This window comes from Rhizobium sp. G187 (assembly GCF_051549525.1).
Classification (GTDB): Bacteria; Pseudomonadota; Alphaproteobacteria; order Rhizobiales; family Rhizobiaceae; genus Allorhizobium.
In genome coordinates this window covers 370,608-390,396 of sequence record NZ_JBPUGM010000001.1, presented here as the reverse complement: position 1 = coordinate 390,396, position 19,789 = coordinate 370,608, and the positions used below count along the sequence as shown (strand labels likewise).

19 protein-coding genes are annotated in these 19,789 nt (G+C 60.3%); 13 read left to right on the top strand and 6 right to left on the bottom strand.

Annotation, left to right across the window (positions count from 1 at the left end):
• Nucleotides 1–22: 22 nt before the first annotated feature.
• Nucleotides 23–2,557 carry a methyl-accepting chemotaxis protein gene (locus tag ACSV9I_RS01820; protein WP_438326777.1) on the bottom strand — a complete coding sequence of 845 codons (2,535 nt, stop codon included), beginning with the start codon at nucleotides 2,555–2,557 and terminating at the stop codon, nucleotides 23–25.
• Nucleotides 2,558–2,755: 198 nt separating this feature from the next.
• On the opposite strand from ACSV9I_RS01820, the gene ACSV9I_RS01815 reads away from it, so the two are divergent.
• Genes ACSV9I_RS01815 through mobB form a run of 4 tightly spaced genes read left to right on the top strand, consistent with a single transcriptional unit; the run spans nucleotide 2,756 to nucleotide 6,053 of the window.
• Nucleotides 2,756–3,661, top strand: coding sequence for a DMT family transporter (locus ACSV9I_RS01815; RefSeq protein WP_438326774.1), 906 nt, complete (start codon nucleotides 2,756–2,758; stop codon nucleotides 3,659–3,661).
• Nucleotides 3,662–3,697: 36 nt separating this feature from the next.
• On the top strand, nucleotides 3,698–4,906 hold the full coding sequence (locus ACSV9I_RS01810) for a multidrug effflux MFS transporter (RefSeq protein ID WP_438326772.1): 1,209 nt from the start codon (nucleotides 3,698–3,700) through the stop codon (nucleotides 4,904–4,906).
• 2 nt (nucleotides 4,907–4,908) lie between these two features.
• Nucleotides 4,909–5,535: a molybdenum cofactor guanylyltransferase MobA gene (mobA, locus tag ACSV9I_RS01805; protein ID WP_438326771.1), complete on the top strand. Its 627-nt coding sequence runs from the start codon at nucleotides 4,909–4,911 to the stop codon at nucleotides 5,533–5,535.
• The gene (gene mobB / locus ACSV9I_RS01800; RefSeq protein WP_438326769.1) at nucleotides 5,532–6,053 is read left to right on the top strand and encodes a molybdopterin-guanine dinucleotide biosynthesis protein B; all 522 of its coding nucleotides are present in this window, start codon (nucleotides 5,532–5,534) and stop codon (nucleotides 6,051–6,053) included. The genes mobA and mobB overlap by 4 nt, the downstream gene beginning before the upstream one ends.
• A gap of 79 nt (nucleotides 6,054–6,132) precedes the next feature.
• Here mobB and ACSV9I_RS01795 read toward each other — a convergent pair whose 3' ends face one another.
• Nucleotides 6,133–8,598, bottom strand: coding sequence for an OmpA family protein (locus ACSV9I_RS01795; protein WP_438326768.1), 2,466 nt, complete (start codon nucleotides 8,596–8,598; stop codon nucleotides 6,133–6,135).
• A 366-nt stretch (nucleotides 8,599–8,964) separates the two neighbouring features.
• Between ACSV9I_RS01795 and ACSV9I_RS01790 the strand changes: the two genes are divergently transcribed.
• The 5 genes from ACSV9I_RS01790 (at nucleotide 8,965) to ACSV9I_RS01770 (ending at nucleotide 13,438) form a co-directional block, all read left to right on the top strand.
• Nucleotides 8,965–9,738: an ABC transporter substrate-binding protein gene (locus ACSV9I_RS01790; protein WP_438326766.1), complete on the top strand. Its 774-nt coding sequence runs from the start codon at nucleotides 8,965–8,967 to the stop codon at nucleotides 9,736–9,738.
• 109 nt (nucleotides 9,739–9,847) lie between these two features.
• Entirely contained in the window at nucleotides 9,848–10,651 is an 804-nt protein-coding gene (locus tag ACSV9I_RS01785; RefSeq protein WP_438326765.1) for an ABC transporter permease, read from the top strand.
• A complete protein-coding gene (locus tag ACSV9I_RS01780) occupies nucleotides 10,648–11,478 on the top strand; it encodes an ABC transporter permease (protein WP_438326763.1) in 831 nt (276 codons plus the stop codon). The genes ACSV9I_RS01785 and ACSV9I_RS01780 overlap by 4 nt, the downstream gene beginning before the upstream one ends.
• A 149-nt stretch (nucleotides 11,479–11,627) precedes the next feature.
• Nucleotides 11,628–12,449: a methyltransferase domain-containing protein gene (locus tag ACSV9I_RS01775; RefSeq protein WP_438326761.1), complete on the top strand. Its 822-nt coding sequence runs from the start codon at nucleotides 11,628–11,630 to the stop codon at nucleotides 12,447–12,449.
• 53 nt (nucleotides 12,450–12,502) lie between these two features.
• A complete protein-coding gene (locus ACSV9I_RS01770) occupies nucleotides 12,503–13,438 on the top strand; it encodes an NAD(P)-dependent oxidoreductase (protein WP_438326759.1) in 936 nt (311 codons plus the stop codon).
• 75 nt (nucleotides 13,439–13,513) lie between these two features.
• On the opposite strand, the gene ACSV9I_RS01765 is transcribed toward ACSV9I_RS01770, so the two are convergent.
• Both ACSV9I_RS01765 and ACSV9I_RS01760 read right to left on the bottom strand, forming a co-directional pair.
• Entirely contained in the window at nucleotides 13,514–14,002 is a 489-nt protein-coding gene (locus ACSV9I_RS01765) for an Lrp/AsnC family transcriptional regulator (protein ID WP_054156449.1), read from the bottom strand.
• Between the two features lie 39 nt (nucleotides 14,003–14,041).
• Nucleotides 14,042–14,716: a uracil-DNA glycosylase family protein gene (locus tag ACSV9I_RS01760; RefSeq protein WP_438326756.1), complete on the bottom strand. Its 675-nt coding sequence runs from the start codon at nucleotides 14,714–14,716 to the stop codon at nucleotides 14,042–14,044.
• 231 nt (nucleotides 14,717–14,947) lie between these two features.
• On the opposite strand from ACSV9I_RS01760, the gene ACSV9I_RS01755 reads away from it, so the two are divergent.
• Nucleotides 14,948–16,483, top strand: a complete 1,536-nt coding sequence (locus ACSV9I_RS01755; RefSeq protein WP_438326754.1) for a sensor histidine kinase — start codon at nucleotides 14,948–14,950, stop codon at nucleotides 16,481–16,483.
• Between the two features lies 1 nt (nucleotide 16,484).
• Here the strand turns inward: ACSV9I_RS01755 and ACSV9I_RS01750 are convergent, their stop codons facing one another.
• Together ACSV9I_RS01750 and cobT are read right to left on the bottom strand one after the other, a co-directional pair.
• Complete coding sequence (locus ACSV9I_RS01750; protein ID WP_438326753.1) at nucleotides 16,485–16,907, bottom strand: diacylglycerol kinase; 423 nt, start codon at nucleotides 16,905–16,907, stop codon at nucleotides 16,485–16,487.
• Nucleotides 16,900–17,922 carry a nicotinate-nucleotide--dimethylbenzimidazole phosphoribosyltransferase gene (gene cobT, locus ACSV9I_RS01745; protein ID WP_054156453.1) on the bottom strand — a complete coding sequence of 341 codons (1,023 nt, stop codon included), beginning with the start codon at nucleotides 17,920–17,922 and terminating at the stop codon, nucleotides 16,900–16,902. Before cobT ends, ACSV9I_RS01750 begins: the two co-directional genes overlap by 8 nt.
• 123 nt (nucleotides 17,923–18,045) lie before the next feature.
• On the opposite strand from cobT, the gene cobS reads away from it, so the two are divergent.
• From cobS to ACSV9I_RS01730, 3 genes are read left to right on the top strand one after another with little or no spacing between them, the layout of a single operon-like run.
• On the top strand, nucleotides 18,046–18,831 hold the full coding sequence (gene cobS, locus ACSV9I_RS01740; protein WP_438326751.1) for an adenosylcobinamide-GDP ribazoletransferase: 786 nt from the start codon (nucleotides 18,046–18,048) through the stop codon (nucleotides 18,829–18,831).
• A 34-nt stretch (nucleotides 18,832–18,865) separates the two neighbouring features.
• Nucleotides 18,866–19,087, top strand: coding sequence for a DUF1289 domain-containing protein (locus ACSV9I_RS01735; RefSeq protein ID WP_438326749.1), 222 nt, complete (start codon nucleotides 18,866–18,868; stop codon nucleotides 19,085–19,087).
• Nucleotides 19,084–19,785: a TIGR02281 family clan AA aspartic protease gene (locus tag ACSV9I_RS01730; RefSeq protein WP_438327660.1), complete on the top strand. Its 702-nt coding sequence runs from the start codon at nucleotides 19,084–19,086 to the stop codon at nucleotides 19,783–19,785. Before ACSV9I_RS01735 ends, ACSV9I_RS01730 begins: the two co-directional genes overlap by 4 nt.
• Nucleotides 19,786–19,789: the final 4 nt, after the last annotated feature.

Genomic DNA, 19,789 nt, shown 5'->3' with positions numbered 1-19,789 from the left:
AAAGTTTCAACGGGCGGCCGTCTCAGGCCGAGCGACGTTGGCGGCTCCGGTCGGCCTGCCCGACATCCGTGCTGAAACGCGCGATTTTCTGCATCAGGATCTCGACACGCTGGCGAAGTCCGTGGATCTCGGCGTTGTTCTCCTCGACCATCGCCGCATTGCGCTGCGTAATCCGCTCAACATCTCTGACCGCCGTCGTCACTTCGCTGATACCGGTCGACTGTTCGCGCGTGGCCGACGAGATCGACTCGACAAGCGCCTGAACTTCTTCCACCTGGTCGATGATCGCCTGCAACGCGACACCGGTATTTTCAACGAGTGCAACACCCGTCTGCACCTGACTTCCGCTCACCTGGATCAGCGCCTTGATCTCCTTGGCCGCATTGGCGCAACGCTGGGCCAGATCGCGCACCTCCTGTGCCACCACGGCAAAGCCCCGACCAGCTTCACCGGCACGGGCGGCTTCGACACCGGCATTCAGGGCCAGGAGATTGGTCTGGAACGCAATCTCATCGATAACGCCGATGATTGTCGAAATCTTGCCGGAGGACTGGTGAATCTCTGCCATTGCAGCAACCGCCTTGCGCACCACCTCACCGGACTGCCGCGCTTGCTCCCGCGCAGCATTGACCGAATGCGCGGTCCGCCCGGCACCATCCGCCGTTGAGGAGACGACGCTGCTCAGATGCGACAGCGCCCGCACGCTTTCTTCCAATGCGGCCGCCTGCTGCTCCGTACGGCGAGCGAGGTCGTCCGCCTGCGAGGCAAGATTGGTCGTGCCTGCGTTGATATCGATGCTGGCACCCCGCACCTCTTCGAGGGTCGCCCGCAGCGCCTCAACGGCCTTGTTGTAGGTTCCGGCCATGGCAACAAAATCGGCCGGCAGATCATCCCGCATGGAGACGTTCAATTGGCCATCGGCCAAAGCCTCCAGAACGGTAGACAAGGCCTGAAGTGCTGCGCGCTGGTCAGCTTCGACACGTGCCCGCTCCGCCGTCCGCTGCTGGCCCTCCTGTTCGGAGCGTGCCCGGGCCGCCGTCGCCTCCTCTTCCAGCCGCCTGTTCTCCAGCGCGGCATCGCGGAAAACCGTCACGGAACGGACCATGTCACCGATCTCGTCACCCCGTTCCCGTCCGTCGATAGCAATCGACAGATCGCCACCCGCCAGACGGGTCATGACTCCCGTGATCCGCTTCAGGGGTCCACGCAGCGTCTCGATCAACATCAACGCCCCGATGATCGCCAGAAGCGTCCCCACAACCATGGTGACAACGGATATCGTTGCCGATCGCTCGCTATCCTCACGACCTATCTCTTGAGCCTGCGAAACGAAGTCGCGCAGCGAAGCCATGGCGGCCGACACCCGCTGATTGGCATCGAGACGCAAACTCTGCCATTCAGCTTCCGCCTGCAGACGGGCATCGGACGCGGTCTCGATAGTCTTCACCGAAGGCGCTACCTTGGAGGCAAAATCTCTCAAGCTGTTGTTCTTGGCGCCAAGCTCGGAGATACGGGCGGCCATTTTTGTCACAGCGTCCAGATTGGCCATGAGCAGCGATCGGCTATCGTCGCTCAATTCGGTTCGCAACTGCTCGATGCGCAACTCGAGGCTTGCCACTTCCAGCGCGACCTGGTCGACGAGCCCCATCAATTCCCGCTGATCCGCCACCAGCTTGTCGAGACTGACGAAGCGATCAGCAGCGATGTCGGCATTCTTGGCCGCTTGCAATGTGATGTTTTGCTCGATCAAAACCAGCTCGGCGAGAACCTTATTCAGTGACTGGGCACGCGTATCGTCATTGTCTGTCGACTTCAAAATGGCGTCGATCTGGCCAACCGCAGCCGAAACCTCGCCAACCCGCACCTTGCCTTTTTCGGAGACAATCGCTTCGGCACGAACAATGTCGCGCTGCAGCGGTTCGACATAGAGCTTTGCTTCGGCCAACTGCTCCTGCGGCGTGAAACCCATCTGGACTCCCACGCGCAGCTTGCCAAGGCGGTCGAGCAAGGTCTTGAAGGCCGATGCATCGAAGAGCAACTCCTTGGCGAAGCGTTCCTTGGCTGAAAGATCCTGTCGGACAAAATCGATCTGTTTGACGATAGCTGCCCCGTCTGTCTGCAGGCGATCGACTGCCGTGGAGAGATCGGCATCAAGCCTGTCGCGGCCCTGCTTGTTGGTTGCCATGGCAGCGGTCTGATCGCGCATGGCTGCGCTCAGAGCACGAAGTGCGGAAAGATCAGCCTTATGGGCCTGCGCGGAGAGTACGCCATCCAGGACGGCAAGACCGGCCTCCTGCCGGTCGACGGCCGCAAGAAGGGCAGCCTGACGCTCCGCGCTCGGATCGAGACTGAATTCCTGCAAGGCGGCCTGAAGCGTCTCTAGATCGCTGATATTGCCGATGGTTGCGCGGGTCACTGTCATGTGGCCGTTCAACATGGTCGCGGTCTTGTAGCCGAGCAAGCCGACGCCGGCGATCAGCAGAATGAGCGGAATGACGAACAGCAGAACCTTGGTAACGATCCTGCGGCTCTGCAGGAGACGATCGATAAAGCCCATTGCAACCTCGATAAGTGAACAGAAATAAAGGATTGCGCGACCCAAGTGGATCGCCACGACCGTAATTCGATCATCCGTTGCGTCGATTGCACAATGGTTAATGCCGACATGTACTTTTTGGTGCAATGCACAAGGCGTTCCCGGTTCCGTCGCGGTCGCGCATGGTCTAAAACAGCCCCGCAAGCACGGGACTCACCAATGGCATTATCCGACAACAGCCGAGGCGCCATGTTGATGGCGGTCTCGATGGCTGGTTTCACCTTCAACGACGCGCTGACCAAATCCGTGACCGGCGACCTGACCATTGGCCAGATCATGTTCATCCGGGGGGCTTTCACCACGGCGCTCGTCTATGTCGTGGCCCGCAAGCTCGGCGCACTTGATCATATCCGCAATATTCTCCAGCCGCTGATCCTGTGTCGGATCGCCTTCGAGACGATTGCGGCCATCAGCTTTTTGATGGCGTTAGGTCAGGTGCCGCTCGCCAATGTGTCCGCAATCCTGCAGTCCCTGCCGCTGGCCGTAACGTTGGGTGCGGCACTCTTTCTCGGTGAGCCAGTCGGCTGGCGTCGCTGGGGTGCCATCATTGTCGGCTTCCTCGGCGTGATGATCATCATCCAGCCTGGACCAGAAGGTTTCACGGTCGCCTCGGTCTACGTGATCTTCAGCGTCATCACCGCTGCCGGTCGGGATCTCGTCACCCGGCGTATCGATCGGACCGTCTCGTCACTGACCGTGACCCTGTTCACCGCCGCCTCTATCTCAATTGCGGGTTTGCTGATTACCCCTCTTTTCGGCGGTTGGCAGCCCGTTTCCGCCTGGACCTTGGGGAAACTGGCTATTGCCTCGGTCTTCCTCTTTGCCGGCTATCAAGCCGTGATCATGGCCATGCGGGTCGGAGAAATCTCCTTCATCGCGCCCTTCCGTTATACAAGTCTGCTCTGGGCCGTAGCTCTGGGCATGCTGTTCTTCGACGAAGTGCCGGATATCTGGATGGTCATTGGCGCGACGGTTGTCATAGGCTCGGGGCTTTATACATTCTATCGTGAAAACAAGCGCAAGGCCGCGCTGGCCAGCAAGATCGACCCAGGCTCCCCCGCCTGAACGTCGCTTTCGAAGGCCACACCCAAAGGATAGACCTTGCCCCAGAGCCGATTTCTCGACCCATCGACGCCACCGCATATCGTGACCCTGGTGGCGATTGCAGGTCTTTCGGCTTTGGTCATGAACATTTTCCTGCCCGCCATGCCGGCAATGGCGAAAGATCTCGGCGTCGACTATTCGAGCGTACAGATCCTGGTCTCCGGCTACATCGCCATGACCGCCTTCGTCCAGCTGATCATCGGTCCACTCTCCGATCTCTATGGTCGCAGACCCGTTTTGCAGGGCTCGCTCGTTATTCTGATCCTCGCCTCGCTGATATGCATCGTCTCGACATCGCTCGAAGGTCTTCTTGCTGCCCGCATGTTCCAGACGGCCGTCGTGGCGGGTCTGGTGCTATCGCGCGCAATCATCCGGGATATGGTCCCTGCTGAGCAGGCTGCGTCGATGATCGGCTATGTGACCATGGGCATGACGCTCGTGCCGATGATCGGCCCCTCCCTCGGCGGCGTGCTCAGCGAGACCTTCGGCTGGCGTTCGAATTTCGTCGCCATCCTCATCGCAGCAGCATTCATCCTGCTGCTGGTGCAGCGCGATCTGGGTGAAACGAATATCAACAAAAGCGTCAGCATCGGCTCGCAGTTCAGGGCGTGGCCGAAACTCTTGACCTCCGGAAGCTTCTGGGGATTCACCCTTGCCGCCACTTTCACCACGGGCGCCTTCTTCGCCTTTCTCGGCGGCGCGCCCTTCGTCGGCGGCAACCTGATGGGACTGACGCCGAGCATGCTCGGCCTGCAATTCATGTTCATCGGTGTGGGCTATATCGGCGGCAATTATCTGTCGGGGCGCTACGCCCGCATTCTCGGCATGGAAACGATGATGATAGCCGGTGGCCTGGTGGCCCTTGTGGGAGCAGCAATCCCGCTGTTGCTGTTCTGGCAGGGCGCAACCACTGCCCTTGCCTTCTTTGGTCCCCAGGTGGTGATCGGCTTCGGAAACGGTCTGTCGCTGCCCAGCGCCAATGCTGGCATTGTCAGCGTCCGGCCGGAGCTCGCAGGCTCGGCCTCGGGTCTCGGCGGTGCAATCACCATGGGCGGAGGCGCACTCGTCTCGTGGCTAGCCTCTGCCATAACCACCGAAGAGACGGGCGCGATGCCGCTCCTGATCGTGATGACGCTCTGCTGCGTTCTGGCGCTTGGCGCCATAGCCGCTGTGAAACGCCTGCCGCCAGATACCCTCGGAAGCTGACTATGGCGACATCGTTACCCATACCCGGATTGGTACTCGCTGGCGGAGCCTCGCGCAGGATGGGCAGCGATAAAGCGGCCCTTCGTCTCCAAGGTCAGCCACTCGTCGAGCAGGTTGCCGCGCGCCTCGCCCGCCAGACCACGCCTGTCTGGTTGAACCTACCTCAAGGGTCCACAATCGGCGCGGCCTATAGTCATGTCAGCGATACGGTTCCGGACCGTCCAGGCCCCCTCGCCGGCATCCTGGCCGGCCTGGAAGCCATGCAAATCCGCCAACCAGACGCCTCCCATCTGCTGACAATTCCGGTCGACACACCCTTCTTCCCCGACGACCTTGTCAGACGGCTCTATGAGGAGGCAGAGCTCGAGGACATTGTCGTGGCATCGTCGCATGACAGGTTGCATCCCGTCGTCGCGCTATGGCCTGCCACATTGAAAGACGATCTGGCTGACTGGCTGTCGAACCCGCATAACCGGCGCGTCTTCGACTTCATCAACCGACATCGGTACAAGGCGGTTCACTTCGATGAAATGGCAACATCGCTTGGCCCGATCGATCCGTTTTTCAACATCAACACTCCCGCCGATCTGGAACAGGCGAATCGACTGACGGAGGTACTCTGGACATGACCGGACGCCCGCGGATCTTCGGTATCGCCGGTTGGAAAAACTCGGGCAAGACGGGACTGGCCGTGCGCCTCGTCGAGGAATTCACCGCCCGCGGTTACCGCATCTCGACCATCAAACACGCCCACCACGATTTCGACATCGACAAGGTCGGGGCCGACAGCTACCGGCACCGGCACGCGGGTGCCCATGAAGTTGTCATTGTCTCCGGCACCCGCTACGCGATCATGCATGAGTTGCGCGGCGCACCCGAGCCAAGTTTCGAGGACATTCTGGCACGCATCGGGCCCTGCGACCTCGTGCTGATAGAAGGTTACAAGCGCGAACCCGTGCCGAAGATCGAAGCCCGCCGGCGCGACGCCGCCAAGTGTGAACCGCTCAGTCCCACCGACCCCTTCATCAAGGCAATCGCCGCTGATCATGCGGTCAAGGATACGGATCTGCCCGTCTTCGACCTTAATGACACCAAGGCCATTGCCAACTTCATCGCCAAGGTTACCGAGCTTCCAGACCTGAACTAAGGCGCCACCATTTTCCACCAACAGAAAGGCCGCCGGATCGCTCCGGCGGCCTTCATGTTTAACGTATGGTCGAGCTCGATCAGTCGGCGCTCGACACATTGGCCGGGCGCACCAGCGTGGTCACGCGGCGGATGGCCACACGACGGTTCTGCTGCTCGGCCACCTGCGTACGGATCTTCAGGAAGCGTTCGCCGTAGCCCTGGACAGACATGTTTTCCGGCGGGATGCCGTAAACTTCGGTCAGGAGATTGGCGACCGTCTCTGCACGGCGGTCGGACAGGACGAGGTTCGCCCGGTCAGAACCGACAGCATCGGTGTGCCCTTCGATCAGGAACACTTCACCCGGATCCTTGTCGAGCAGTTTCTCCATGGCCTGCGCGACCTTGCGCAAGGTACGAGCCTGCTCGAGCGGCACTTCGGCGGAGCCAGACGGGAAGGTGATCGTATCGAGGTCGATACGGCGAACCTTGTCACGCAGACGGGCCGACGACTTGACCTCGTCGATCGAGTAGACACGTTCGACACGCTCGACCGGCGGCTGAGCAAGGAAGTCGTAGTAGTCACGATCGGGCGACCGCGTCGTGCTGACGATATAGTCCTCGACCGGGACAGTGAGGCGCATCGGAGGCAGATACAGACCGACGTCGACATACATGCTCGGACGCTGGCCATCGGCCTCCGGCGAATACATCAGGACGGTTTCGCGACCGCGCGGCGAAATACGCGACCGTACGATGATGTCGCCGTAACGGTTGTAGACGGTGACCAGCTTGCTGCCGTCGGCACGCTCGATGGTTTCGCGGGTCCGTCCGCGCGACAGTTCTTCGTAGTAGGTTTCCTCCGCATCATAGCGCAGGCGCTGTCTGTCATCACCGCGAACGACGATCTGGTTGCCGACATTGATGACGGTGCGGTTATCGATCTGCTCGATCACCCGGATTTCCGTGACCTGATTGACCACGTTGTTCTGGACGATCGTGTTGTTGGTGACGTTATTGGTTACATTGTTTGTGACGTTGTTGATGACCGTATTGTTCGTCACATTGGTCGCGTTGTTGGTCACCGATGTCGGGACTTCGAACGTGGGCTGGGCATCAAGACGCTGACCGTTTTCGGTAATCGTCGCCTGAACAGTGGCTGGCTCAACTTGGACCGATTCGGCCTGCGCGGCAGCATCACTCTCTGGCGGTGCCGAGACTTCTTCCTGTGCACGCAGTTCGTTGCGTTGAGTCCGCGAGGTCTCGCCGCCAGCATTGTCGGCGTCCTTATCGCTATCGAGAACGGCAGCGCCGTTTTCGACCGGCAAGACAACCGTTTCGGAACTCTGCGACGGATCTTCGGCAATCGCCTCGCGCTCTTCCTGGGTGCGGGTGTCGGTGATTTCCTGAACGGGTTGATCGACCGGCGGTTCGACGGCAGGAATCACGACCTCTTCGGCCTCAGCCTGTCCTTCGGCTGGCACTTCCTGACCGTTGGCTTCGGCATTGGCAGGGTCCTGCGCAGCCGGATCCCGGTCGGCAGGCTGCTCAGCCTGTTCGGCCTGACCCTCTGGCTGTTCGGCAGGCTGCTGAGCCTCTTCGGCCTGCGGCTCTTCGGCGGGGGCTTGTTCAGTCTGGGCTTCGCCTTCGGTCGCGGCCGGTGCCGTTTCGTCTGCAGCCGGCGTTTCAGCGTTCTGTTCGTCGGCGGCAGGCTGCTCTTCTGTCGCGGTCTCGGGCGCCGGGCATTCTGCTTCCGTGGTCGCCTGCGAACCATCCGCACAGGTTACGCTCTGCGCCTGCTCTTCAGCCGGCGGCGCTTCTTCAGCCTGTTGAGTTTCTTCGGCCTTCTGGGCTTCCTCAGCCTGACGCTGGGCTTCGGCATCGGCTTCAGCTTGGGCTTGAGCTTCAGCTTCTGCCTGGGCCTTAGCTTCGGCTTCCGCCTGTGCCTGGGCTTCCGCCTGGGCCTGAGCTTCAGCTTCCGCCTGGGCCTGAGCTTCTGCCTCTGCCTGAGCCTGGGCCTGGGCTTCCGCTTCTGCCTGGGCCTGAGCTTCTGCCTGAGCCTGGGCTTCGGCTTCCGCCTGAGCCTGGGCTTCAGCTTCCGCCTGAGCCTGGGCTTCAGCCTCTGCCTGAGCCTGGGCTTCAGCCTCTGCCTGAGCCTGGGCTTCAGCTTCCGCCTGAGCTTGGGCTTCAGCCTCTGCCTGAGCCTGGGCTTCGGCTTCTGCCTGAGCCTGGGCTTCGGCTTCTGCCTGAGCCTGGGCTTCAGCTTCCGCCTGTGCCTGGGCTTCAGCTTCCGCCTGTGCCTGGGCTTCGGCTTCCGCCTGTGCCTGGGCTTCGGCTTCCGCCTGGGCCTGGGAATCACGGGCCGCGCATTCGTCGGCGTCTGCAGCTTCCGAACCGTCGTTGCAGGTCACGGCCTGCGCCAGTTCAATCAGCTTCTCGTCTGCTTGACGCGACTGTGTCACCGGATCGGGACCATTGATGACGCTGACGGCCCCCGCTGGCTTTGCCAGCATCGCCATAGACAACACCGGGATAGCCACGGTGTTGAGCAGTCTTTTCTTGAACATGCCTTTTGTTTCCTTCCCTTTACGCCGCGGCAGACGGAGATGCTGTTCGCCGCAGCGCACGTGTCATTCTGTTTCGGTCCCGAGAGGCCGGATTGAAGCCGACCTTAAGAATAGTGAAATTAACCGCATGTGAACGCACGAATACGCGCTTTGCTCCATGATGCCAGAAGCTGCATCATCAACTCCGCACGGAATTATGATCATCCACGACCTTTTGCGGTGGCAAAATTTGTCCATTCGCGCGATTGCGGTTGATTTCCACGACAAAAGCAGACGAATATTGGGTCCAAGTATGGTCGAACACGGCCATGCGGCCAGGGATAGCCAATGAAAAGAACAGGGGCACCCACCAAAAGAGAGGATCACATGCGTATTTCGAAACGTTTTCTGGCAGCAGCCTCGATCGCTGCACTTTCGCTCTTTGCCGGTTCGGCGATGGCCCAGGAAAAGCTGATCATCGGCACTGAAGGCGCCTATCCGCCATTCAACAATCTGGAAGCCGACGGGACTCTGGTCGGTTTCGATATCGATATTGCAAAGGCGCTCTGCGAAGAAATGAAAGTAACCTGCGAATTCGTCACGCAGGATTGGGACGGCATTATTCCGGCGCTCCAGGCAAAGAAGTTTGACGCAATCATCGCGTCCATGTCGATCACGCCTGAGCGTCTGGAAAAGGTCGACTTCTCAAAGAAGTACTACAATACGCCGCCTGCCATTGCCGTTCCGAAGGACAGCCCGATCACCGACCTGGCCGGCCTGAAGGGCAAGACGCTGGGCGCACAGTCCTCGACCACCCATGCCAACTACGCTGAAAAGCACATGGCTGACTCGGAGCTGAAGCTCTATCCGACCGCTGACGAGTACAAGCTCGACGTCGAAGGCGGTCGCGTCGACGCTGTCATCGATGACATCGTCGTCCTGTCGGAATGGGTCAAGTCAGACGCAGGCAAGTGCTGCAAGATCCTGACGCCGCTGGAGACAGACATCGAGATCAACGGCCAGGGCGCAGGCATCGCAGTTCGCAAGGGCGAAACGGCACTCGCCGACAAGTTCTCGGCTGCGATCGAAGGCATCCGCGCCAACGGCAAGTATGCCGAAATCAACAAGAAGTATTTCGACTTCGACGTTTACGGCAACTGATCGCTATCACCATGATAATGGGAATGGCGGAAGTCTCAGCGCTTCCGCCATTTCATTTTCGGCATGCAAAGAGTGAAAAGGCGGAACAACCGCCAAAGGGGAATGAAGCATGGTCGGAGTGACTGAAGCGCTCGGCTCCCTCTGGGATGGGGTCAGCCGCGCCCTCGATCCGTTCTGCGGACCAGTTGGTGTTTTCCAGCTGCTGGCTCAGGATACGTTGGTTGCCTGTGGCGACGCCGGCTGGGGAGACGAAATCGCGCTCGGCGTGAAAGTCACCCTGTCGCTTGCTATTGCCACGCTGCCCGTCGGACTTGCCCTCGGCTTTCTCATCGCACTCGCCATGCAATCAAAGGAACGCAGTCTTCGGACAGCGACGGGCATCTACACCACGATCTTTCGCGGCATGCCCGAACTCCTGACACTGTTTATTATCTACTACGGCTTCCAGATCCTTTTGCAGACGCTATTCACCTCGCTCGGAAGTGGCGTGCAGGTGGAAATCAATGCCTTTATCGCAGGTATGCTGGCCCTCTCTGTCGTCTTTTCGTCCTACGCTTCTGAAGTCCTGCTTTCCGCCTTTCGCGCCATTCCTAAGGGCCAATATGAGGCGGGTAGCGCAGTTGGCCTGTCGCGTGGCAAGACGATGGGGCTGGTGATCGTCCCGCAGCTCATCCGTATCGCTCTTCCCGGCCTGAGCAATCTGTGGCTTGTGCTCCTCAAGGACACAGCCCTTGTTTCGGTGATCGGCCTGGCCGACATTCTGAGGCAGACCGGTGTCGCGGCACGCGTGACGAAGGAGGCCTTCCTGTTTTATGGACTGGCCTGTCTCATCTATCTGGCGCTGGCGAGCGTCTCGTCCATCGGTCTCAACGCGATTTCGCGTTGGGCCAACCGCTCGGAGGCCAGCCGATGAGCCATATCCTCGACATGATCCCTGCCCGCCCCGCGCCCCCCACATCGGCAAGGGCTTTGTCCGGTTCGCGCATTCTAGGCTATGCACTGCTGGCCTTTTGGACTCTGCTCGGCGCCGCCCTGCTCTGGTCGATGATCGCCAATTGGGACAGCGACAAGATCATGCGCTACGGGCCTCGCTACTTGAACGGCCTATGGACCACGCTCGCACTGACATTCACATCCATCTTTCTCGGCGCGATCCTGTCCTTGCCGGTCACCTTTGCCCGCATGTCGAAGAGCAAGGTGCTGAACATCATCTCCTATGGCTATGTCTACCTCTTCCGCAGCACACCGATGCTGCTGCAGATCTTTCTGGTCTATTACGGGCTCGGATCCTTCCGGCCGCAGATCGAAGCCGTCGGTCTCTGGTGGTTTTTCCGTGAGGCCTGGTACTGCGCCGCCTTCGCCATGACGCTGAACACGGCCGCTTATCAGGCTGAAATCCTGCGCGGCGCCATCCAGAGCGTACCGCGCGGCCAGACGGAAGGCGCCGCATCCCTGGGGCTCCCGAAGAGCGTGACCTTCTGGAAGATCATCCTGCCCCAGGCCCTGATCGTCGCCCTCCGCCCCTACGGCAATGAGATCATCTTCATGATCAAGGGCTCCGCCGTCGTTGCCGTTGTCACCGTCCTCGACCTGATGGGCCAGACCCGCTACGCCTTCTCGCGCACCTTCGACTACCAGACCTATCTCTGGGCGGCGATCTTCTACCTCGCCATTGTCGAGACGCTCCGCCACACATGGGCCGCCATCGAAGCCCGGCTCACCCGCCACCTGAAACGCTGAGGAAGAGCGTTCCGCCCGCACAGGGCGAAAGAAGGCGATACTGACCATGCGGCATGCGTCGGTTCGCCTCGGCCAAAGATTGCCAATCCGAAGCCGAAGGGTTAGAGCAGCCCACCGGCCGAACGGCCACTCTTATACAGGAGGCCCGCATGGCCAAGATCGACGAAGAAGCGCTGGCGGAAGCCTACAACCGCGCCCTGGAACTGGAAAAGGCAGGCGATATTGACGCCGCCGTCAAGGCCTATGAGGAAGTGCTCGCGATAGACCCCGAGGACCATGGCGGTGCCGCCGTCCGCATTGCGTCTCTTGGGCGGGGGGAGACGCCTGCCAAGGCGCCGGACGCCTATGTCGCCACCCTCTTCGATCAGCACGCTGAAGCTTTCGAAGACATCCTCGTCGAACAGCTCGGCTATGCCGTACCGGTCATGGTGCGTCAGCGGCTGCAGACACTCAACCTCGGTCCCTTCAAGCGCCTGCTTGATCTGGGCTGCGGCACGGGTCTCACCGGCGGCGCGCTGCGCGACATGGTCGACGACATCACCGGCATCGACATTTCCGAAAAGATGGTCGAACTCGCGCATGAGAAGGATCTCTATGAGACACTCTACGTTGCGGAAATCGACGACTTCCTCGAAGACAACGATGACGAGCCCTTCGACCTGATCACGGCGACAGACGTGCTGCCCTATCTCGGGGCTCTTGAACCCCTCTTCTTCGGCGCCGCCGAAAACATGGTGGACGGCGGCATCTTCGTCTTTTCCTCCGAGACCCGCTCAGCAGCCACCATGGACGGCAAACCGTACAAGGTCGGGCCGCATCAGCGCTTCGTCCATGCAGAGGACTATGTTCGCGAACGGCTGACTGCGACGGGGTTCGAGCTGATCGAACTGACCGACATCAATGTGCGCATGCAGGATGGCGAACCGTCGCCCGGCCATCTGGTCGTAGCGAGAAAGCTTCCCGCAGCCTGACGCGCGAACAGCACCGGCTCGGCATATGACCGGCCGGTGCGCAAAGCCGTCGGATGACTTTCCACCGCTCCTGCCTTGATCTATGCATATCGCGATCAAGGACAGGAGACATCTATATGGCGAAGGTCGCATTCATCGGTTTGGGCGTCATGGGTTACCCCATGGCCGGGCATCTGAAAGCCAAGGGCGGCCATGAGGTCACCGTCTACAACAGGACGGCGTCAAAAGCTGAAAGCTGGGTCTCCCAGCATGGTGGAACCGCAGCCCCGACACCAGCCGAAGCGGCCCGCGATGCCGATTTCATCTTCACCTGTGTCGGCAATGATGACGACCTGCGCCAGGTGACCACCGACCCGGACGGTGTCCTTGCCACGATGAAGCCAGGCGCCATCCTCATCGACAACACCACGGCTTCGGCCGAAGTCGCCCGCGAGATTGCCGCCGCCGCCGAGGCCATCGGTTGCGCCTTTATCGACGCGCCTGTGTCCGGCGGACAGGCCGGCGCTGAAAATGGCGTGCTCACAGTCATGTGCGGCGGCAACGAGCAGGTATTTCAGCGCGCCAAACCGGTGATCGATGCCTATGCCCGAATGGTTGGCCTCATGGGTCCGGTCGGCGCCGGCCAGTTGACCAAGATGGTCAATCAGATCTGCATCGCCGGTCTGGTCCAGGGACTGGCCGAAGGTGTGCATTTCGGCAAGAAGGCAGGCCTCGACATCGAAAAGGTCGTCGAGGTGATTTCCAAGGGGGCCGCCGGCTCCTGGCAGATGGAAAACCGCCACAAGACCATGAACCAGAGCAAGTATGATTTCGGCTTTGCGGTCGACTGGATGCGCAAGGATCTCGACATCGTTCTGTCGGAAGCACGCCGAAACGGTGCGACCCTGCCCGTCACAGCACTCGTCGACCAGTTCTATGGCGAGGTCCAGAAGCTCGGTGGCAATCGCTGGGACACGTCTTCGCTGCTTGCGCGGCTGGAGAGCGAATAAGCAAAAACGAGCGCCTCCAACCGGAAGCGCCCGTCCTTCAACTGCCTGACCTCGGGATAGACCAAGGCAATGTGATCAGTCTTCGCCGCTCTTTTGATTGTCGAGCATCATGTAGTCGAGCGGAAGCTCGGTCGTGTATTTGATCTGCTCCATGGCAAATGCGGAGGAGACATCCCGGATCTCGATCTTCGCGATCATCCGCTTGTAGAAGGCGTCATAAGCCGCGATATCGGGCACGACAACGCGCAGAAGATAATCGACGTCGCCGCTCATCCGGTAGAACTCGACGACTTCCGGGAATTCAGAAACGACTTCCGAAAAACGCTTCAGCCATTCGATTGAGTGGCTGGAGGTGCGGATCGAGACGAAAACGGTCACCTTGGTATTGACCTTGGCGGGATCGAGCAGGGCCACGCGCTTGCGGATCACCCCGTCCTCTTCCATCTTCTGGATACGCCGCCAGCATGGCGTGGTGGAAAGTCCGACCTTTTTCGCCAGATCGGCGACGGCGAGCGTGGAATCTTCCTGAAGAATGCGAAGTATCTTGCGGTCTAGACGATCCATGACGGCCCCGAAAACTGATTTTCTCTGATATAGCCCGAATCAGCCCACCACTGGAAAATCATTTCCAGCTATCAACAGAGAAACTTCGCGACGCAGCACGGGCAGGACCTCGGCTTCGAACCAGGGATTCCGTTTCAACCAGCCCGTATTGCGCCAGCTCGGATGCGGCAAGGGCAAGACACGGGGGCCCGGTCGGTTGCTCAACAGGAATTCCCGCCAATGGGTAACCGTCTCTGTCATCGTCCGGCGACGACGCTCCCCCAGATGATAGGTCTGTGCATACTGGCCGATGGCCAGCACCAGCTGCACCTGAGGCATCGCCGCCATGACGCTTGCGCGCCAATGCGGTGCGCATTCCCGACGCGGCGGCAGATCGTGACCTTGGACGTCATAGCCGGGGAAACAAAAACCCATCGGTGCAATGCCAAACCGACTGCGATCGTAAAAAGTCTCACGATCGACACCGAGCCACTGACGGAGCCGGTCTCCTGAAGCATCGTTAAACGGCAAGCCCGACTCGTGAACCTTCAAGCCCGGCGCCTGACCGGCAATCAGGATCGGCGCCTCCGACGAAAGCCAGGCGATCGGGCGCGGCTCATGCGGCAACCGGAAGGCCTCACCGCCATACGGGCTGTCGCGGCAGATCCGGCAGGAGGCGATGGCACGGCCGAGCGCACCGATCGCATCTGGAGCATTCGGGAAAACAGAAACCATTCGACCTCCTTTGCTCAACCTCGCCCGCCTGGATCGATAGCAAAGCCAGTGTCCCCCATCTGGTTCCCTCCGTCATCGCCGGCAAGCGAGCGCTTCGCACACGCCCGCCCTCGGCTGAGCTTGGCTATGTGAAGGAAATCTTGGCACATATGGCAAACAAATCCTTCCGCGACAGGATCTTCTTAAGATTTGAGCGCTAACACTTCAACAAGAGCAAAAGACCGCAAATCCATGAGTGATGACGTATCCACATCGACGGACAAGAACGTTGTCGACCTGACACGCGGTCATCGAAAGACGGCTGCGACAAAGGCCGTGCGGACGACCCGTGACCGGCTGCAGTCGGGGCAAGGTCTGTCGCCTGCGTTCGACGCCGAGATCCTGAGCATGCACATTGCAGCAACACTGCAAGGTGCTGCCGTCATGCCTGTCATCATTTTCCTCGTTGCAGGCTTTGGCGCGTATTTCACCGCTGAGCCCGCAATCATGATCTGGGCGCTCTTTGCACTCAGCATGCATGCGGCCGGCGTCCTCTTGGTCCGGAGCGCACAAAGAAGCGGCATCACGCCTGCAAACCAACAGCGTTGGCGTCATCTTATCCTTGTCGCCCAGATCGCCATGGGAAGCGCCTGGGCCCTGTTCGCCCTGCAATCCTGTGCGACCTGCGAACAGACGACTTTCATCTCCTACAAGGGGTCTGTACTTCTTCTGGCCGTTTCCATCTCTGCAATGGGCGCCATGCTGCTACGTCAGGCAGTCCTCTTCAGCTTCCTGCCCACGGTCATCGCGCTCATCTATGTTGCCATCAGCAGCCGCCACATGCTCGATGTCGGCCTGACCGCGGTCTTCACCACAGCGCTGGTCTTCTTCATCTACATTACCAACCGGCTGCACCAGGCAAATGTGAAACTTCTCTCCTTTCAGACGGAGAAAGACGACCTGATCGCCGAACTCGAAGTGGCAAAATCGCTGTCTGACGAAGCACGGCGCAGGGCTGAAGAAGCCAATATGGCGAAGTCCCGCTTCCTCGCCTCGATGTCACATGAACTTCGAACTCCGCTCAACGCGATCCTTGGCTTCTCCGAAGTCATGGCGACGGAAGTCCTGGGGCCTCTGAACAACCCGCTTTACAAGGAATATTCGAGCGACATCCATCGCTCCGGCAAACATCTTCTCGACCTCATCAACGAAATCCTCGACCTGTCGCGCATCGAAGCCGGAAAATACGAACTCAGTGAGGAGACGATTTCCTTGCTCGACATAGCCGAGGAATCGATCGGCATGATCCAGCTCCGGGCCAAGTCGAAGAATATCCGGATCGATCAGCAGTTCGAAACGGGGTTGCCGCCGGTCTGGGCCGATGAAAAGGCTATTCGCCAGGTCGTCCTCAACCTGCTGTCGAACGCCGTCAAGTTCACGCCCCAGGGCGGAGAGATCATGGTCAAGGCCGGTTGGACCGCAGGCGGCGGACAGTATATCTCGATCAAGGACAATGGCCCCGGCATCCCGGAGAACGAAATCCCGATCGTGCTTTCGGCTTTTGGCCAGGGCTCTATCGCCATCAAGAGCGCAGAGCAGGGTACCGGCCTTGGCCTCCCTATCGTCCAGGCAATCCTCGCCAAGCATGGTGGGGAATTCAAACTGAAATCCAGGCTGCGTGAGGGCACGGAAGTGATCGCCATCCTGCCATCGAGCCGTGTGCTCGAAAGCCTGCCCGCAGTGAGCGAGACGAAGGCGGTCGAACCCCGCCGTCGTCAGTTTGCGTAAATCAGTTGAAGATCAGCCGCTCAACGAGCACATAGGCGACAAACGCAACATTCGACATGATCAGACAGAAGACCGCGAAGGATCCAAGATCCTTGGCGTTTCGGCCGACGGTCGAGATCTCAGGTGAGATACGGTCCACGAGTTCCTCGATTGCGGTATTCAGCGCCTCGACACAGAACATCAGCAGCATCAGGACAATGAAACCGAGGAATTCGAAACGCGAGGCGCCAACGGCGACGAACATGACGAGACCGACCGCGAAGGCCAGCAATTCGTGGCGGAAGGCAGCCTCCAGGATGAGCCTTCGGAACCCCTGCGCCGAATAGCGCCCGGCGGCAAACAGATGGGCGACGCCGGTCTTTTTCTCGATCGTTTCCGCGGCGAGCTTTTCAGCGGCTCTCGGCTTTTCGTGACGCTCAACCATGGGTCTTGTTGCTCACGCCAGCCTGATCGAACGTTGCCATGCCCGAATGGCAGGCAGCCGCCGATTTCACGATACCGGCGGCAAGTGCCGCACCCGTGCCCTCCCCGAGCCGCATGCCAAGCGCCAGAAGCGGCGTCTTGCCGAGGCGCTCGATCGAGCGGAGATGACCAGGTTCACCGGAGACGTGACCAATCAGGCAGTGATCCAGCGCCGTCGGGTTCGCAGCCTTCAGAATGGCAGCGGCGGCCGTCGCCACATAGCCGTCGATCAGTACGGGGATCCGCTCCATGCGGGCAGCGAGGATCGCACCGGCCATCGCCGCGATCTCGCGACCGCCCAGGCGGCGCAAGACTTCCAACGGATCGCCGAGATGCTCGCGGTGGAAGGCGACCGCCTGCTTCACGGCTGCGATCTTGCGCTGCAGGATCTCGCCTTCCGAACCGGTGCCGGGTCCGACCCAATCCTCAGCCTCGCCGCCATAAAGCGCCAGGTTGATCGCCGCCGCAATCGTCGTGTTGCCGATACCCATCTCTCCAATGCAGAGCAGATCCGTACCACCCGCAATCGCTTCCATGCCAAAGGCCATGGTGGCTGCACAGTCCCGCTCGGACAGCGCAGGCTCGCAGGTGATGTCTCCTGTCGGATAATCAAGCGCGAGATCGAAGATCTTCAGTCCGAGGTCATGGGTGACGCAGATCTGGTTGATCGCCGCGCCGCCGGCTGCAAAATTCTCGACCATCTGCTGGGTCACCGAAGGCGGGAAAGGCGTGATGCCATGGCGGGTGACGCCATGATTACCGGCAAAAATGGCGACAAGCGGCCGGTTGACCGCCGGTGCACGACCACTCCATGCGGCAAGCCACATGGCGATTTCCTCAAGCCGGCCGAGTGCACCCGGTGGCTTGGTCAGCTGACGATCCCTGTCCCGCGCAGCAGCCAGCGCGGCCGTATCCGGCCCCGGCAGATCTCTCAGCAGCGTACGGAAATCGTCGAAGGGGAGACCGGTGACGCTCATCGGCGGAGTATCCTTGTATTCTTCCAGCAAATCGGGCTTTGTGGCCTCTCTCTTAATCACCGAACCCGATGGGCTCAACTCAAAAAGCGGCGTCCAGGGACGACCGTTGAACGGAAGGCAGGAATGTCGCATTGGCGTATCGTCGCAGAGGAAACAGCAAGAGCCCTCGCCTTCCTCAGTCGCCTACCCGTTCCGGACCGTTTCTTCGTCGGATATGACGGTCGCCTGACCCGCACGGTCGCGGCATTTCCACTCGCCGGAATGCTGATTGCACTGCCGGCGGCCGTTATCCTGGGCCTCCTTGGATCAACGGGTGACAAGGGCGTCCTTGCGGCACTGATGGCACTGCTGCTCATGGTGATGGCGACCGGCGCACTCCACGAAGATGGACTTGCGGACTGCGCCGACGGCCTCGGCGGGGGACGAGACAAGGATGCCGCGCTCGCGATCATGAAGGACAGCCGGATCGGTGCCTATGGCGCCATAGCGCTGATCTTTTCCTTTGGACTGCGGACGGCAGCGCTCGCAGCATTGCTCAACGAAACATCGCCACTCGCCACAGCAATCGCGCTGATGTCAGCTGCAGCCTTCAGTCGCTCGGCGCTTGTCTGGCACTGGCGCACCCTACCCTCGGCCCGCATGTCGGGCGTAGCAGCTGCGGCGGGCGAACCTGACCCTTATGCCGCTCGGGTCGCTTACCTTGGCGGAACGCTTATCCCGCTCTTGCTCGCAAGCCTTGTTCTTGCGGTTTTACCCGTTGCGACTGCCATGCTGGTTGCGGCATCAGGCGTTACAGCCTTCACTGCATTCGTCAGACGCAAGCTGGACGGCCATACCGGCGACACGCTGGGCGCAACGCAACAGGTCTGCGAAATCCTCTTTCTGACCTCCCTTGCCTTCCTGGTTTAGCACGCCGATATAAAGCGCCAACGAAAGGCAAGCGATGGAAACGCCCTGCATCCTGATCTGTTCGATCGACGACAAGACCGGCTACTGCTTCGGTTGCGGCCGGACGCGTGAGGAAATCGGCTACTGGACGACCTATAGCGCCGATGAGCGGCGCAGCATCATGACGTCCCTTGCCGCCCGCCTGGAAACCGTCGAACGCCGCCCACGCCGCGAGACCCGCAGAAGTCAGATCGCCCGCGAGAGAGACGGAAGCTGATGCGCTACCTGCTCGCCTTTGCCATCCTCGGCTTCGGTCTGCTTGTTCTCGTTTTTAATCACGATGCGGGCCAGAGCTTCGGCATGGACAACGAGGATTTCGGCCAGATCATCTATACGTTGCCGATCATCCTGATGATTTCGACAGGTATCCTGCTTGGTCGCAACACCTTGGGGCAGTCCCTGCGTCACCTCCTGATCTGGGTGCTGATCGGCCTCACGCTGATGACCGGCTACGTTTATCGTCAAGACGCCGAGCGGGTCGGCGAAAAACTGCTGGCGGGTCTTTTACCGGGCCGTGCTGTCTCCGTGCGCACGGCAGATGGCGGCCGGGAAGTCCTCTTGCAAAAGTCACTCGGCGGTCATTTCGAAACGACGATCAGCATTGGCGCAATCGACGTACCCGTGCTGATCGACACTGGCGCGAGTTCCGTCGCGCTGCGCTTCGAGGATGCCGTGCGCATGGGCATCGACCCGGATACGCTAATCTTCAGCCGCACCGTGCTGACGGCAAACGGCCGGGCCCAGGCCGCCCCTCATACGATCCCCGAAATCAGGCTCGGAGACATCATCCGCACCAATGTCGACGCTGTCGTGCTCGAGGAAGGACTGCTCGATAGCAGCCTCCTCGGCATGAGTTTCCTGTCCACCCTGCACTCACTGCAAATGCAGGGGGACGAACTCAGATTGCGCGACTGAGTTG

Excerpts from the sequence above, each read along its gene's own strand:
- ACSV9I_RS01820 (WP_438326777.1), bottom strand. The coding sequence starts at position 2,557 with ATGGGCTTTATCGATCGTCTCCTGCAGAGCCGCAGGATCGTTACCAAG.
- ACSV9I_RS01815 (WP_438326774.1), top strand. The coding sequence starts at position 2,756 with ATGGCATTATCCGACAACAGCCGAGGCGCCATGTTGATGGCGGTCTCG.
- mobA (WP_438326771.1), top strand. The coding sequence starts at position 4,909 with ATGGCGACATCGTTACCCATACCCGGATTGGTACTCGCTGGCGGAGCC.
- mobB (WP_438326769.1), top strand. The coding sequence starts at position 5,532 with ATGACCGGACGCCCGCGGATCTTCGGTATCGCCGGTTGGAAAAACTCG.
- ACSV9I_RS01795 (WP_438326768.1), bottom strand. The coding sequence starts at position 8,598 with ATGTTCAAGAAAAGACTGCTCAACACCGTGGCTATCCCGGTGTTGTCT.
- ACSV9I_RS01790 (WP_438326766.1), top strand. The coding sequence starts at position 8,965 with ATGCGTATTTCGAAACGTTTTCTGGCAGCAGCCTCGATCGCTGCACTT.
- ACSV9I_RS01785 (WP_438326765.1), top strand. The coding sequence starts at position 9,848 with ATGGTCGGAGTGACTGAAGCGCTCGGCTCCCTCTGGGATGGGGTCAGC.
- ACSV9I_RS01780 (WP_438326763.1), top strand. The coding sequence starts at position 10,648 with ATGAGCCATATCCTCGACATGATCCCTGCCCGCCCCGCGCCCCCCACA.
- ACSV9I_RS01775 (WP_438326761.1), top strand. The coding sequence starts at position 11,628 with ATGGCCAAGATCGACGAAGAAGCGCTGGCGGAAGCCTACAACCGCGCC.
- ACSV9I_RS01770 (WP_438326759.1), top strand. The coding sequence starts at position 12,503 with ATGACTTTCCACCGCTCCTGCCTTGATCTATGCATATCGCGATCAAGG.
- ACSV9I_RS01765 (WP_054156449.1), bottom strand. The coding sequence starts at position 14,002 with ATGGATCGTCTAGACCGCAAGATACTTCGCATTCTTCAGGAAGATTCC.
- ACSV9I_RS01760 (WP_438326756.1), bottom strand. The coding sequence starts at position 14,716 with ATGGTTTCTGTTTTCCCGAATGCTCCAGATGCGATCGGTGCGCTCGGC.
- ACSV9I_RS01755 (WP_438326754.1), top strand. The coding sequence starts at position 14,948 with ATGAGTGATGACGTATCCACATCGACGGACAAGAACGTTGTCGACCTG.
- ACSV9I_RS01750 (WP_438326753.1), bottom strand. The coding sequence starts at position 16,907 with ATGGTTGAGCGTCACGAAAAGCCGAGAGCCGCTGAAAAGCTCGCCGCG.
- cobT (WP_054156453.1), bottom strand. The coding sequence starts at position 17,922 with ATGAGCGTCACCGGTCTCCCCTTCGACGATTTCCGTACGCTGCTGAGA.
- cobS (WP_438326751.1), top strand. The coding sequence starts at position 18,046 with ATGTCGCATTGGCGTATCGTCGCAGAGGAAACAGCAAGAGCCCTCGCC.
- ACSV9I_RS01735 (WP_438326749.1), top strand. The coding sequence starts at position 18,866 with ATGGAAACGCCCTGCATCCTGATCTGTTCGATCGACGACAAGACCGGC.